Source organism: Streptomyces sp. NPDC005799 (genome assembly GCF_040630525.1).
GTDB lineage: Bacteria > Actinomycetota > Actinomycetes > Streptomycetales > Streptomycetaceae > Streptomyces > Streptomyces griseorubiginosus_B.
In genome coordinates this window covers 41,938-55,762 of record NZ_JBEXXQ010000040.1, presented here as the reverse complement: position 1 = coordinate 55,762, position 13,825 = coordinate 41,938, and the positions used below count along the sequence as shown (strand labels likewise).

General features: G+C 71.1%; 12 protein-coding genes, 1 pseudogene and 1 riboswitch. Of the genes and pseudogenes, 5 read left to right on the top strand and 8 right to left on the bottom strand.

From position 1 onward, the window contains the following. Positions 1–63: 63 nt before the first annotated feature. The 3 genes from ABZ453_RS33460 to ABZ453_RS33450 form a co-directional block, all read right to left on the bottom strand. Positions 64–459, bottom strand: coding sequence for a hypothetical protein (locus ABZ453_RS33460; protein ID WP_359020856.1), 396 nt, complete (start codon positions 457–459; stop codon positions 64–66). Continuing rightward, positions 408–764 (bottom strand): hypothetical protein, encoded by a 357-nt coding sequence (locus tag ABZ453_RS33455; RefSeq protein WP_359020854.1) that lies wholly within the window; start codon positions 762–764, stop codon positions 408–410. Before ABZ453_RS33455 ends, ABZ453_RS33460 begins: the two co-directional genes overlap by 52 nt. Positions 765–925: 161 nt before the next feature. Next, positions 926–1,372, bottom strand: coding sequence for a DUF2690 domain-containing protein (locus ABZ453_RS33450; RefSeq protein WP_359020853.1), 447 nt, complete (start codon positions 1,370–1,372; stop codon positions 926–928). 118 nt (positions 1,373–1,490) lie between these two features. Between ABZ453_RS33450 and ABZ453_RS33445 the strand changes: the two genes are divergently transcribed. Beyond that, positions 1,491–4,547, top strand: a complete 3,057-nt coding sequence (locus ABZ453_RS33445; protein ID WP_359020851.1) for a tetratricopeptide repeat protein — start codon at positions 1,491–1,493, stop codon at positions 4,545–4,547. A gap of 106 nt (positions 4,548–4,653) precedes the next feature. Here the strand turns inward: ABZ453_RS33445 and ABZ453_RS33440 are convergent, their stop codons facing one another. From ABZ453_RS33440 to ABZ453_RS33425, 4 genes and pseudogenes are all read right to left on the bottom strand, one after another. Beyond that, entirely contained in the window at positions 4,654–5,205 is a 552-nt protein-coding gene (locus ABZ453_RS33440; RefSeq protein ID WP_359020849.1) for a hypothetical protein, read from the bottom strand. Beyond that, positions 5,202–5,786 carry an RNA polymerase sigma factor gene (locus ABZ453_RS33435; protein WP_359020847.1) on the bottom strand — a complete coding sequence of 195 codons (585 nt, stop codon included), beginning with the start codon at positions 5,784–5,786 and terminating at the stop codon, positions 5,202–5,204. The genes ABZ453_RS33440 and ABZ453_RS33435 overlap by 4 nt, the downstream gene beginning before the upstream one ends. A gap of 251 nt (positions 5,787–6,037) precedes the next feature. Next, the gene (locus ABZ453_RS33430) at positions 6,038–7,015 is read right to left on the bottom strand and encodes a LuxR C-terminal-related transcriptional regulator (protein ID WP_359020845.1); all 978 of its coding nucleotides are present in this window, start codon (positions 7,013–7,015) and stop codon (positions 6,038–6,040) included. 167 nt (positions 7,016–7,182) lie between these two features. Further along, positions 7,183–7,590: pseudogene (locus ABZ453_RS33425) on the bottom strand (ester cyclase); the annotation flags it as partial. A gap of 209 nt (positions 7,591–7,799) precedes the next feature. Between ABZ453_RS33425 and ABZ453_RS33420 the strand changes: the two are divergent. From ABZ453_RS33420 to ABZ453_RS33410, 3 genes are all read left to right on the top strand, one after another. Continuing rightward, a complete protein-coding gene (locus tag ABZ453_RS33420; protein WP_359020843.1) occupies positions 7,800–9,596 on the top strand; it encodes a phosphatidylglycerol lysyltransferase domain-containing protein in 1,797 nt (598 codons plus the stop codon). A gap of 74 nt (positions 9,597–9,670) precedes the next feature. Then, positions 9,671–9,815, top strand: a riboswitch (cobalamin riboswitch). 36 nt (positions 9,816–9,851) lie between these two features. Beyond that, complete coding sequence (locus ABZ453_RS33415; RefSeq protein WP_016432160.1) at positions 9,852–10,073, top strand: CbtB-domain containing protein; 222 nt, start codon at positions 9,852–9,854, stop codon at positions 10,071–10,073. A gap of 22 nt (positions 10,074–10,095) precedes the next feature. Next, on the top strand, positions 10,096–10,854 hold the full coding sequence (locus ABZ453_RS33410; protein WP_359020841.1) for a CbtA family protein: 759 nt from the start codon (positions 10,096–10,098) through the stop codon (positions 10,852–10,854). Between the two features lie 66 nt (positions 10,855–10,920). Here the strand turns inward: ABZ453_RS33410 and ABZ453_RS33405 are convergent, their stop codons facing one another. Next, a complete protein-coding gene (locus ABZ453_RS33405) occupies positions 10,921–11,499 on the bottom strand; it encodes a histidine phosphatase family protein (protein ID WP_359020839.1) in 579 nt (192 codons plus the stop codon). A gap of 117 nt (positions 11,500–11,616) precedes the next feature. Between ABZ453_RS33405 and ABZ453_RS33400 the strand changes: the two genes are divergently transcribed. Beyond that, complete coding sequence (locus tag ABZ453_RS33400) at positions 11,617–13,758, top strand: SpoIIE family protein phosphatase (protein WP_359020838.1); 2,142 nt, start codon at positions 11,617–11,619, stop codon at positions 13,756–13,758. The last annotated feature ends 67 nt before the right edge of the window (positions 13,759–13,825 follow it).

Here is a 13,825-nt window from a genome sequence, read left to right as displayed (position 1 = left end):
GAAGCGAGCTCTGCGGGCACTGCGACGCGCGCCTGCGGGTGGTGCTGCGATCCACGGCCGGGGTCACCACGGTGACGGCGCCTTCCGTGCCGGGCGCGGCCGTGGCACGGGCGAGCAGCGCGGCGTTGTCGGGCGGCGGGCACCCAGGCCGTCGGCCAGCTTGCGCAGCGCGGCCGCGAGCGAGGGCTGAGGCAAGGGGAAGTCCGCGGGGAGCAGCCCGGCCTGGTGGGTGTGGTCCTCGCCATGGAAGTCCAGGGACCAGCCCTCCCAGCCCGGCAGCGGCCAGTGGTGGATGCCGGCGACGGTCTGCACCACCCACAGCGAGACGGTGCGCGCCGGCGGGTGCACGCCGCCGCTCGGCATGTCGGTGAGCGCGGGAGTGGGCGGCGCCTCAGCGAGCAGATCGATCACGGCGGGGCCGCCGGCGAGGTTCTCCAGGCTTCCCAGTCGCTGCCCCACGCGCGGACGCTTCCGTCGGCGAGACGCAAGGAGGCGACGGAGCAGGGATCGGTGTCCTCGCCGGCAGCGAACCGGGACGGCTCGAAGGTTTCGAACCAGCCCTGCGCACGGGTCAGGTCCCTGCCCAGGCCCAGGTGGTGGGTCAGGTCAGCCACGCCGTCGTGCGCGAAGCGCACGTCCCAGCCGGGCCAGGTCCGGGTCAGTACGGCGCGGGCGGCGCTGTGCTCGGCCCAGCCTTCGGTGAAGGCGAACCACAGCAGGACGCGGCGGTCGTGGTCGACGGGTGCGGCGCCCTCGCACCACACGTCGTCCAGCGTGCTGTGGCGCCGGATATCCGCGAAAGATACGGACAGGGCGGTGCACGGGCGGCGCGACCCCCGTCCGCTCGGCCCATGCACCGCATCGGCGGCGAGGCGAGGCGGGGCCGGCTCGCTCAGCAGGCCGGCGCCTCACCGTACTCGCATGGTCAGTAGGACCCGGTCGATCCCGTCCAGACCTGCGCGCCGCCGTCGTACCCGCCCTTCGCGAGCGACTTCACATCGATGTCGTTGACCATCTTGGTGTAGCAACTCGTCGAGCCATTGGGCACGGTGCAGGGGTACTCCTTGCCGTCGCTGGTGCGATGGACGATCGCCCAGGGCTTGGACTGGTCCTGCGGAACATAGGGCGCGCGGGAGATGCGTGCCCAGGCCGCGCGGCAGCTCGGGCTGTAGCGCAGTTCCAGATAGGCGGGACCGAGCCAGTGAGCTCCGTTGGACGGCGTGATGGCGTCGCTCTGGCAGTACGCGGCCGGGTCCTTGCCCTCGCAGGTGGATCCGTAGCACCCCGCGGCGTTCGCGGGCGTGGCGAGCGCCGTACCCGACGCGGCGAGGACCAGGACGGTCACCGAAGCGGCCCAGTTGCGAACCTTCATTGACTGACTCCTCGTCACGGTCTGTGTCGCGTGTGGCAGTTGGCCCGGCCGTCTGTGCGACGACCGTTAATGTGAGGATCTGGACGGCGTCTTGCGAAAACCTTGTGACGGAGGATTGTTGAAGCTCCTTGTGCTCGGCCCATTGGAACTGCGCCTCGAGCGGGAGGCGCTGGACCTGGGGCAGCCCCGGCGGCGAGCGGTCCTCGCCGCGCTCGCGGCGGACTGCGGGCGCCCGGTGTCCATGGAGACTCTGGTCGACCGCCTGTGGGACGGCGATCCGCCCGACGGTGCGCGTTCGGTCGTCTACTCGCACATCAGCCGCTTACGCAGGCTCCTGGAGGAAGCCGCGGCCGGTGAGGACGGCGGGGCGGCGGGGCAGCCGTCGATCCGCCTGGGCAAGGTGTCCGGCGGGTACGTCCTGGAGGCGGACGACGACGCGGTCGACCTGACGCGGTTCCGCTCCCTCGTCGCGCGCGGGCGTGGGCCGGCCTGCCCGGACGCCGAGCGAACCGGACTGCTGGAAGAGGCGCTGCGGCTGTGGAGGGGCGTTCCGCTGGAGGGTCTGTCCGGCGCCTGGGCCGAACGGATACGTACCGGCTGGGACCAGGAGCGTATCGAAGCGACACTGGCCTGGGCACGGGCCTGTCTGCGTCGGCGCAGCCCGGAGAGGGTGCCTGAACTGGTGCGGCCCCTGCTGGCCGACCATCCCCTGAACGAGCAACTGGCCGCGCTCCTGATGAGATCGCTGACGGACGTCGGCTCGGCCGCCGAGGCCCTGCACGTCTACACCGGGATCCGGGAACACCTGGCCGACGAGCTCAACCTGCAGCCCGGGCCCGAACTCCGCTCTCTGTATGAGGAGTTGTCCAGCGGCGCCGCGCTGCCACCGCGGCAACGGCCCGCCCCTCAGCAGACCGCGCCGCCCGTTCCCGCCCAACTCCCGATGAATGTCCGGCCCTTCATCGGGCGGGACGACCAGCTCGCCGACCTGACCCGGGCCCTGATGCCGGCCGACGGCGGCGAAGGGGCCACGGCGGCGGTCGTCTCCGCGGTCTCCGGCACCGCGGGAGTCGGCAAGACCGCGCTCGCCGTGCACTGGGCACACCAGTCCAGAGGGGAATTTCCCGACGGACAGTTGTACGTCGACCTCAGGGGCTACGACCCGCAGTCCCCGCTGTCCGCGGCCCAGGCCCTGGTCGGCTTCCTCACCGCCCTCGGTGTGCCCTTGCAGGAGATCCCGCTGCGTCTGGAGGACCGCGCAGCGCGCTATCGGACGGCTCTCGACGGCCGACGGCTTCTGGTGATCCTGGACAACGCCGCGTCCGCAGCGCAGGTAAGACCGCTGCTGCCGGGCAGCCCGAACTGCCGGGTGCTGATCACGAGCAGGGACTCGCTGAGCGCGCTCGTCGCCGTGCATGGCGCGCACCGCGTGGTGCTCGACGCGCTGGACCTGACCGACTCCCTCGCCCTGCTGCGCGCGCTGATCGGCGAGCGCGTCGACGCGGAGCGCGCCTGCGCCGAGGATCTGGCACAGCAGTGCGCGCGCCTGCCCCTGGCCCTGCGGGTGGCGGCGGAGCTGGTGCTGTCCCGTCCTGCCGATCCGCTCGCCGACCTGGTGGCCGAACTCCACGACCACCAGCGGCGGCTGGACCTGCTGGAGTCGGGCGACGATCCCCGGGCCGCCGTACGGGCCGTGTTCTCCTGGTCCTACGCCCGACTCGCCGACCTGCCGGCCCGGCTGTTCAGACTGCTGGGTCTGCACCCCGGGCCCGACGCCGACCTCCACGACCTGGCCGCGCTGGCCGGTGAGTCCGTGAACGCCGTACGACGGGCCCTCGACGGACTCGTCCGCGCCCACCTGGTGAACCGCATCATCGGCGGTCGGTACGGAATGCACGACCTGCTGCGGGTGTACGCGGCGGAACTGGCCGCCCTGCACGATCCGGAAACCGAGCGGGACGCCGCCCTGACCCGGCTGCTCGACCACTGCCTGGCGGCGTCCGCGGCGGCCATGGACGTCCTCTATCCCGCGGAACGCCACTTGCGTCCGGACGTCGAGCGACCCGCCAGCGGTCTGCCGCCGCTGCGGACCGCGGAGGAGGCCCGAGCCTGGCTCGCCGCCGCGCAGCCCACTCTGGTCGCGCTGTGCTCGCGCGCCGAGGAACCCGGCCCGTCCCGCCACACCGTGCGCATCGCGACCACACTGCACCGCCATTACGAACGCACCGGCCACTACACGGACGCGCTGACCGTGCACACCCATGCGCTACGGGCCGCACGGTCGGTGGGGGACCCCCGGGAGGAGGCCGATGTCCTGGCCTGCCTCGGCGCCGTCCATCGGCGGATCGGCGAGTACGACAGCGCCCAGCACCTGCACGACACCGCGCTCGCGCTGTGCCGCCGTACCGGTTACGCGGCGGGCGAGGCACGTCATCTGACGAACGTGGGAGTCCTCCTCGAACTGCGCGGCCGCTACCGCGAGGCCGCCGAGCAGCACGAGCGGGCTGTCGTGCTCTTCCGCTCGGTCGGCGATGCGCAGGGTGAGGCCGACGTGCTGAACAACCTCGGTATCGTGCTGGAGTTGGTGGAGGACTTCACCGCCGCCGTCGAACGTTACGAGTGTGCCCTGGCGTTGTACCGGTCCATGGACCACCCCCTCGGAGAGGCGAGTGCCCTCGGCAACCTCGGCATCCTGCTCGTGCGGCTGGGCGACCACACGGCGGCAGCGGGGCACCTGGAGCGTGCCCTGACCGTGTTCCGACGGCTGGGGAACACCTCGGGAACAGGGCACGCGCTGTCCAACCTCGGAAACACGCTCAGCGGCCTGGGCCGCTACGCGGAAGCGGCCGGGCATCAGCGCGAGGCCCTGGAGCTGTTCCGCCGGATCGGCGAGCGTTACGGCGAGACCGGCGCCCTCAACGGCCTGGGCGAGGCCCTCCACGGCCTCGGACGCCCCGCCGAGGCCCTCGACGCCCACGCACAGGCTCTCGAGGTGGCACGCGAGATCGAGGAGCAGGAAGAACAGGCCCGCGCCCATGTCGGTACGGCCGCCGTGCTGCGAGCCGGTGAGGACGTGGCCGGAGAAGTCACCCACCTCCGCGAAGCCCTGACGCTCTATACGGCGCTCGACTCCCCACGGGCACAGGAGGTCGCCAAGCTCCTCGGCGGCCACTGACACAGCCTCGGTGCGGCGACATGGTGTCGTCCCGGCCTGGCTGTTCACCAGGCCGGGACAACTGGCGCTTCGGCTTGTGCGTGCTGCGCGGAATCGCCCCGTGGGGTCAGTCGATCGGTTCCAGCTCGCAGGGGGACGCCTTGCCCTTGAGGAAGGTGTAGGCGGCTCCGTGCGGGGTGTTGTCGATCCGTACCGTGTCGCCACGGCGCAGGGTGTGGTGCCACGGCTCGGACTTCTGCGTGTCCTTCGGCGCGCCGGGACCGGGGTCGGCCCTGATGATCTGGTTGCCGGCCAACTCGCTCACGGGCGTCGCACAGCGCTTGCCCGAGGGCACTTGGTTGACCTGCGCGTACACGCCCGCCTTGGTCAACTCCCGAACCAGGTCGCGCTGTTGGGGTCCGCTGAGCGTGATGTCCTCCAGGGTCAGGGTGACGGTGCCGTCGGGGTGCGTGTCGACCGCGTAGGCCGGTGCGGTCCCCGATCCGGGCAGGGCCACGGCGACGGCCACCGCCGCGCCGCAGGCCGCCAGCGCCAAAGCGGCACGGCGCGGGGTCACCACGCGGCGGTGCGCGGTGGCCGCGGAGTCGGCCGTGGCCGCCCGCAGCACCACCTCACGCTTGAGTTCGTCCAACAGCCGGTCCTCGAATATGGCGTTCATGCGTTTCCCCTGAGGTACGAAAGTGTTGTGGTGTCCGAGCCGGATGTACCGTCCGGCTGCTGGGCGCGCTTGGCGGCGGCGCGCAGCGTCTTGCGGGCGCGGTGCAGCCGTACGCGTACCGCGACCGGGCCTATGCCGAGGGCCGTGGCGGCTTCTCCCGTGGTCAGCTGGTCGACGACGACGAGTTCGATGACCGCCCGCTCGCCCTCCGGGAGTCCGGCCAACGCCTCACGGTGTTCGCGCGCGGCCGCTTCGGCGTCGATGCGCTCCTCCAGCCGGCTGACGTCGTCCGGCTCCAGCAGGCGGCGCCCCGCGATGCGGCTGGTGGCCTGCGACTCGCGGGCCGCCCGCCGCCACTCGACGGACACCACGTTGCGTGCGATGCCGTAGAGCCAGGCCGTCTCGCTGCCGCGGCCCGGTCGGTAGGAGTCCGCCGAGTCGAGGACGGCCAGGAAGATGTCGCCCGTGAGGTCCGCGACCAGGTGTGGATCGGTGATGCGCCGTGCCACGAACCGGGTCACACCGTCTATGTGGCGCCGGTAGAACTCCTCGAACGCGGCAGGATCTCTCGCTGCGTGCACGCGACCGCCCTTCTTGACTCATCGAACACAGACCGGGCGGTCGTTCCGCCCGGCGGCCTACACCCATTACTTGTCGAGGGGCGGATGAGTGTTACGAGGCGGATGGGCAGACGGCCCGGAGTGGCGACCTGGTTCCTTGCGGGTCCCCTTGAGGGGGGCGAAGAAGGTGCGGTACGCGGTCTCGGCGTCCCTCAGGGACTGCGGCTGAAGGACGCGCTGGAAACCAGGGGCGGGCACGGTTGGCGTATGGGTCAGCGTGGCCCTTCGCTGCCGCCGAGCACCGCCGCCACCAGCTCCCGCCGGCTGCGGACACCGAACTTGTCGAAGGTCGCGGTGAGGTGTTCCTGGACGGTGTTGGCGGAGATGTGCAGTTCGGCGACGATCTCTCGGGTGGAACGGCCTCTGAGGATGAGGGCGGCGACACGTAGCTGAGCCGTGGTGAGGCCGTGGGCGCTGAGCAGCATGGACCCGAGTTCGACCGGAGGGACGGCCTGGATCACGATGACGATGCGGGGGCCGGCGGGGTCGGGCAGGCAGGTTGCGTGTAGGGAGAGCCATTGTCCGGAGCGACCGCGCAGGCGTACGGACGACGGCGGCGGGGACTGCCACGGTTCTGCCTGCTCGACGATGGACAAGTGGGCGGCGACCGAGTGGACGGGTATCGGCAGCTCACGCGCACTGGGCCAGAGCCGGGTGGGGAAGTCGGCGAGCCATTGCTCGGCCTCGGCGCTCCTCGACACCAGGGCGAGGCTGCTGTCGAGGACCAGAATTCCGGGCGCCGTGCTTTCGGCGGACGGAAAGGACTGGGCCGTAGCAACGGCGCCGCCGGTGAGGGCTTCGCGCAGCCCTTCGGCGAGATGCGGGACGAGGCGGTGGAGCAGGCGCAGCTCGTCGGCGCTGAATCCGGTGGGCGACTTCTCGCGGTGCAGGCACAGCACGCCCCAGCAACGGTTCCGGACGACCAGAGCGGCACGCAGTTCGTCGCCCAGCCCGAGGGGGGCCATCACGTCGCGGTAGCGCGGACTGGCAGCGCGGTGTCCGCCGGTGGCCCGGTCCAGGGAGGAGACCGGATCAGCGGCCTCGGCCAGTACGGCGAACTTGTTCACGTCCGGGCGTCCGAACTCGTTGTCGAGGAACTGAGGTGTGGCGGAGCCGAGGGGGTCCTCCGCCACCGCGGAGGTGAACAGCAGCGTCTGCGGGTCGACGGTGGCGAAGAACGCCGCGTCCACCGGCACGATCCTGCGAAGGCGGGACAGGACGCCGGCACGGAAGGCGTCCGCGTCGAGGCCGGCCCGGCACAGGGCCACGATGCCCGACACCTGGCGCTCCTGCCGCGCCGCCGCGGCCGCAGCCCCTGCCATGGCTTCCACGTCGGGGTGAGTCCCAGTTGCCGCAGGAGGCCCAGTTCGTCGAGCCTGCCCCACCGCTCGACGAGGTGTCCGTCCTGGACCCTGAAGATGTTGATTCCGCGCAAGGTCACGGTGCGGCCCTCGGCGGGGGCCGGCACTCCGAACAGCGAACCGCGCTGTGTGCCGGTCGCGGTGAAGTGCTCGACGACCAGGTCCGCTTCGGCGATCATCAGGTGGGGTTCGCTGTGCCAGTCCGGGCAGCCGTCGCGGAACAGCGTGCCGGCGATGCGCATGCCCTCACGGTCGGCGGACGCGCCGAAGGGAGGATCGTGGTTGACGAAGTCGTCGGCGAGGTAGTCGTCGACCGCGCCGAGGTCGCCCTTGGTGAACAGCGCGTCGATGAACGCGCGAACGATGTCCTTGTTCTTGCTGAGTGTGGTTTCCGAGGTGTTCATGACCTCAGTCTTCAACCGCGGAAAAGGTCGGGGTACCCCAGAAATCTGGGGTTTTGCGCCCCGGGCTCATCGGTAAGACCGCCCGCCCCGGCTTCACACCGTTTCCGTACCCGAGCCGGTCCCCCTTCCGACCTCCGGCAATACACTACAAAGTGTAAGGTCAGCCTTCGTCCCCGTACCCTTCTCCGCCTCCAAGGTGATCGGCCACCATGACCTCACAACTGTCGGCCCCGATACCCACGCGTCCCTCCGGCGCGAAACGCACACCGGGCACCGAGCCGAGCCGGCTGCGCCGCCGGGCCGCAGACGCCACCGTCTGGTACCTGCGGCTGATCGCCGTACTGAACATAGCGGCGGTGATGTCCCTGCCGTTCCGGCAGGAGGTCAACGAGCACAACAACGGCCGTATCACCCTCCATCTGCACCGGCAGCACGCCCATCACTCCGGGCAGTTCTTCACGCCGTACCTGGCCACCGCGGGCCTGGTCTCGGCGGCCCTGGCGATCTTCTTCGTGCTGGTGATGCGCCGCCGCAAGCGGGCCGCCTGGGTGGTCAATCTCGTCCTGTCCGCCCCCCTGTTCGCCCTGTACGTCCTCGCGCTCACGCAGCACGAGTACCGCGCCCACGCCTTCAACTGGCTCTCCGCCGCCCTGACCGGTCTGTTCGTCGCCGCACTGCTGATCAGCCGCCGTGAGTTCAACGCGGTGGGGGACCCCTCCAACCCGAAGCTGGCACTGGCCGTCGGCGTGGGCGGCCTGGCGGTCACCGGCGGCCTGGGCACTCTCCTCGTCCACGCGACGAACAAGCTCCCCGGCGCCACCCTCGCCGACGAGGCCGCCTACGCCCTCCTGCGCGGCGTCAGCGTCGGCCCCCTCGCCGACACGGTCACCGCGGTCCGCGCCCCCCGCTGGACCGACATCATCATCAACATCCTGCTCGCGGCGGCCTTCTGCCTGGTCCTGTACGCCCTTTTCCGTTCCCCGCGCGGCCGCCGGCTGCTCGGCCCCGAGGACGAGGATCGGCTCCACGTCCTGCTGGACAAGCACGGCGCCCGCGACTCCCTCGGCTACTTCGCCCTGCGCCGCGACAAGGCGGCGATCTTCTCCCCGACCGGCAAGGCGGCCATCACCTATCGCGTCGTCGGCGGCGTCAGCCTGGCGTCCGGTGACCCGATCGGCGATCCGGAGGCCTGGCCCGGCGCGATCGACGCGTGGCTGACCGAAGCGCGCCAACACGCCTGGACGCCCGCGGTGATGGGCGCGAGCGAGGAGGCGGGCACCATCTACGCCCGCCACGGTCTGGACGCCCTGGAGCTCGGCGACGAGGCGATCGTCGACATCGCCGACTTCACCCTCGAAGGCCGCGCCATGCGCGTCGTACGGCAGGCGCACAACCGGGTGCGCCGGGCCGGTTACACGGTCGAGATCCGCCGCCACCAGGACATCCCGGCCGAGGAGATGGCGACGCTCATCGAGGCTGCCGACCGCTGGCGCGACGGCGCCACCGAACGTGGCTTCTCCATGGCCCTCGGCCGCCTCGGCGATCCGTCGGACGGCCGCTGCGTGATGCTGGTGTGCCGGGACGCGGACGACGTCCCCCGGGCCCTGCTGAGCTTCGTCCCCTGGGGCGAGCACGGCCTCTCCCTGGACCTGATGCGCCGTGATCGCGACTGCGAGAACGGTCTGATGGAGTTCATGGTGGTCGAACTCCTCCTCAGGGGAGCCGAGTTGGGCATCAAGCGCGTCTCCCTGAACTTCGCGATGTTCCGCTCGGTCTTCGAGCGCGGCTCCCGTCTCGGCGCGGGCCCGGTGCTTCGCCTCTGGCACGCCACCCTCACGTTCTTCTCCCGCTGGTGGCAGATCGAGTCCTTGTACCGCGCGAACGCCAAGTACCGCCCCATCTGGGAACCGCGCTACCTGCTCTTCGCTCGCAGCAGTGACATCCCCCGCATCGGCCTGGCGAGCGCCCGCGCGGAGGGGTTCCTCACGCTGCCCTGGAAGAACTGAACGAACTGCCCGCCCCGTGGGCGCCGTCGTGGCGAGCGAGAAGAATCACGCCAGGTCGGGCGGTCTTGGCCAGGTCCTCGACACACGGTACGGTCGGCGGGATATCGACGACGGCAAAACGGAAGCCGGTGGGAATCCGGAACGGTCGCGCCACTGTGTGCCCCCGCCTCCCAGGAGGCGGCGGCGAGTCAGACCCGTAGCCGTCGTCCTGTGCACCACCGAGATGGGACGCGAACTCCCAGAGGAGGCCCTGCCATGGCGCAGCATGTCGCCCAGCCGACCGCCACCACCCCCGCTCTCCCCGCCAAGCTGCCGATCGGCGCGATCGTCCCGTGGGCGGTCTTCTTCGGCATCCTGATGCTGGTCCTGCTGTACTTCGTCGGCGCCGAGCAGGGCGCCACCTCCGTCGTCTCCGGCTCGGACGTCCACGAGTGGGTCCACGACGCCCGTCATCTGCTCGGCTTCCCCTGCCACTGACGCGAGGGACACCGACACCCTCATGAACTCCGCAACCGTACGGAACCTGCTCGTAAGGGGCATGCTCGCCGGCCTCGCCGCCGGCGTGCTCGCCCTGGTCGTCGCCTACTTCCTCGGTGAACCGAACGTCGACAAGGCGATCGGTTTCGAGGACGCCCACTCCCACGAGCACGAGATGGTGATCGTCTCCCGCTCCCTGCAGTCCACCGCCGGCCTGGCCACCGGCGTCCTGATCTACGGCGTCGCGTTCGGCGGCATCGCCGCCCTGGCCTACTGCTTCGCGCTCGGCCGGATGGGCCGCTTCGGTCCGCGGGCGACCGCGCTGCTGCTGTCCGGCAGCGCACTCCTCGCCGTCTACGTCGTACCGTTCCTGAAGTACCCGGCCAACCCGCCCGCCGTCGGCAACCCCGACACCATCGGCAGACGGACCGCCCTGTACTTCCTGATGATGCTGCTCAGCGTCCTGATCGCGATCGCCATGACCATCCTGGGCAAGCGCCTCGCGCCCCGCCTGGGCACCTGGTGGGCGACCATGATCGCGGTGGCCGCCTTCGCTCTCGTGATCGGGCTCGCCTACGCGTTCCTGCCCGTAGTCAACGAGGTGCCGAAGGACTTCCCGGCCACCGTGCTGTGGCGCTTCCGGCTCTCCGCGCTGGCCATCCAGCTCACGCTGTGGACCGCATTCGGCCTGCTCTTCGGCGAGTTGGCCGAACGCCTGCTCAACCCCAAGCCCGTGACGGGCGCCGCCGCGGGCCGACGGCCGGTGGCCGCGCCCAACTGACCGACCCGCCGCAGGCGCGAGGGCCCACGGAATGCACCACCCTCCGGGGGCCCTCCGTCAGCGGGATCAGGTCGACTGAAGCGGGTGCCCGAGCCGAAGGTTCCAGCGTTCGGACCGTCCGGTGATCTCGGTCGCCGTCAGGGGAGGAACGTCCGCGCGCCAGAAGGCCCGCGCAGGCGCCCCCAACACGTGCACCGCCACGGCCCGTACGACGTCGGGCTCCACCACGGCAATCGTGTGGCCGTCCGTGCGTGACGCCGTGTCCAGCCACCGCCCGATCCGCAGGCACAGGTCCCGCACCGACTCTCCGCCGTGAGGCGCGGAGTCCGGGTCGCCGAGCCACAGCGCGACCGCCTCCGGCTCGGACCGGCTCACCTCGTCGAGGGTGAGCCCCTGCCAGCGGCCCACGCGCAGGCCCGTGAGCTCGTCCGGCGACGCATCCGTACTCAGCCCGAGTGCCGTGGCGGTCTCCCGGCAGCGCACGCTGGGAGAGGTGACGACGCGAACGGCCGGGCGCGTGGTTCCGGCTGCCGTGCGGGCCCGCGCCGCGCCGTCGTCGTCGAGCGAGGTCGTACCGTCGTCGAAGCGCGCCTGGCGCATCGACGGGCCCAGAGCAGGCGAAATGAGGGTCACACGACTGGTCACGCGAGACATACGATCATGCAGAACCTGACCCGGCCAACAGCCGCATATGACCTGTAAAGGGTGAAAAAACGGTTGTTATGGGCAGACGGTGAGGATGGAGATGGGCGGCGAAGGGTTTTGACCGGTCCGGATGATCCGCGTACGGACACCGGCCCACTGGATGCCGCGTTCGCGGAGACGGTCCGCCGTACCGGCGCGTCCATCGGAGCCCTCTACCTGCTCGCCCCGGACCGGCCGCTGCTGCGTCTGGACGCGGTGTGCGGGGCGCCGGTCGAGTTCGCCGCACCCTGGGCGAAGGTCCCGCTCGCCTCTCCCGCACCGGTCGCCGAGGCCGTGCGCGAGGAGCGGATGGTGTGGGTGGCCAGCCAGGAGGAGATGGCCCGCTCCTATCCGCGCACCGCGATGGTGCTTCCCTACCCGATGTCGCTGGTCGCCGCGCCCGTCACCGGCGTGCGGCAGTGGGGGTGCCTGCTGTTGATGTGGTCGGCCGCGCGTCCGCCGCACATGACGCCTCGGGAGCGCGGCAACATCACATCCAGCTGCCGGCGTCTGGCCCGCCTGCTGGAGGAAACCGCCGAGCAGGCCGCAGGCGCCGGCACCGGAGGGCCGCGCGCGGTGCCGGTGGGAATCGGCCGTCGGTACGCGCCCCCGGAACTGGCACTGGCCGATTTCGTCGAGCGGCTGCCCGGCGGAAGCTGCGCCCTGGACCTGGAGGGCCGCTTCACCTACGTCAGTTCCGGCGCCGCCGACCTCCTGGGCCGTGAGGCGGCGCGTCTGCTGGGCACGCAGCCGTGGCAGTCCCTGCGCTGGCTCGACGATCCCTTCTACGAGGACCGCTACCGTGCCGCGGTCATCAGCCGGGAGCCCGTCTCGTTCACCGCGTGCCGTCCGCCGGAGCAGTGGCTGGAGATTCATCTGTACCCCGACGAGAGCGGCATCAGCGCCCGTATCCTGCCCAGCGACGCGCACGAGCGGGCCTCGCCCGTGTCCGGTGCGCCCGTCATGCCGGCCCGTGCGGGACAGCTGTACCAGCTCACGCATCTCGCCGCCGCGCTGACCGAGGTCGTCGGCGTCCAGGACGTCGTCGATCTGGTCGCCGACCAGATCATGCCCGCTTTCGGCGCCCAGGGGCTGGTCCTGTCCACCGCCGAGGCGGGCCGGCTGCGGATCACCGGCCACCGCGGGTATGCCGACCACACCATCGAACGACTGGACGGGCTCCCCCTCGACACCACCTTCACCCCCGCGGGTCAGGCCCTCACCACCGGAAGTCCCGCGTTCTTCGCCGACCCGGAGGAGATGCGGCGTACCCATCCCGACGCGCCGCTGGTCAGCGGGAAGCAGGCCTGGGCCTTCCTCCCGCTGATCATCTCCGGCCGACCCGTCGGCGTCTGCGTCCTGTCGTACGACCATCCCCACACCTTTCCGGCCGAGGAACGAGCCGTTCTGACTTCCCTGGCGGGTCTGATCGCCCAGGCATTCGACCGCGCCCGCCTCTACGACACCAAGCACGAGCTCGCTCACGGCCTCCAGCAGGCGCTGCTGCCCCGCAGCCTCCCCTCGATCGACGGACTGCGGGTGTCCGCCCGCTACCTGCCCGCCACCCGCGGCATGGACATCGGCGGAGACTTCTACGACCTCATCCGCCTCGACGACACCGCGGCCGCCGCTGTCATCGGCGACGTCCAGGGCCACAACGTCGCCGCCGCTGCCCTGATGGGCCAGGTGCGCACGGGCGTCCACGCCCACGCAGCGCTCGGCACGCCCCCGGACCAGGTCCTGCGACGCGCCAACGGGCTCCTGACCGACCTCGATCCCGACCTGTTCACCAGCTGCCTCTACGCCCACCTCGACTTCTCCCGCCGCCGCGTCACCCTGGCCAGCGCCGGCCACCCCCCGCCGATCCTGCGCCTCCCCGACGGCAAGACCGGGCCGCTGGAGGTCCCGCCGGGACCGCTGCTGGGCATCGATCCCGCTGCCACCTTCCCGTTGACCGAGATCCCGCTTCTCGAGGGAACGCTGCTGGCCCTCTACACCGACGGCCTCGTCGAAGCACCGGGCGTGGACCTCGACGACTCGATCGCCCGCCTCGCACACGATCTCGCCGAAGCCGACGTCGGAGATCTCGACGTGCTCATGGACACCGTGCTCAGCAGGGCCGGCACCAACGGGCAGCGCCTCGACGACGTGGCGCTTCTCGTGCTGCAGAACATCGGTCGGGAGGTGGTCCGGGAGTCGGGATCGGGCCCACCGCCTTGAGCGTTTTCGGGACCGGCGCCGTCTCCATGGTGCGGATGGCCTTGACCGCCCCCAGGCCGTGGGTGAG

What these genes read in the sequence shown, in the direction of transcription:
- ABZ453_RS33440 (WP_359020849.1), bottom strand. Translation starts at nt 5,205, where the DNA reads ATGAACGCCATATTCGAGGACCGGCTGTTGGACGAACTCAAGCGTGAG.
- ABZ453_RS33415 (WP_016432160.1), top strand. Translation starts at nt 9,852, where the DNA reads ATGGCGCAGCATGTCGCCCAGCCGACCGCCACCACCCCCGCTCTCCCC.
- ABZ453_RS33410 (WP_359020841.1), top strand. Translation starts at nt 10,096, where the DNA reads ATGAACTCCGCAACCGTACGGAACCTGCTCGTAAGGGGCATGCTCGCC.
- ABZ453_RS33420 (WP_359020843.1), top strand. Translation starts at nt 7,800, where the DNA reads ATGACCTCACAACTGTCGGCCCCGATACCCACGCGTCCCTCCGGCGCG.
- ABZ453_RS33450 (WP_359020853.1), bottom strand. Translation starts at nt 1,372, where the DNA reads ATGAAGGTTCGCAACTGGGCCGCTTCGGTGACCGTCCTGGTCCTCGCC.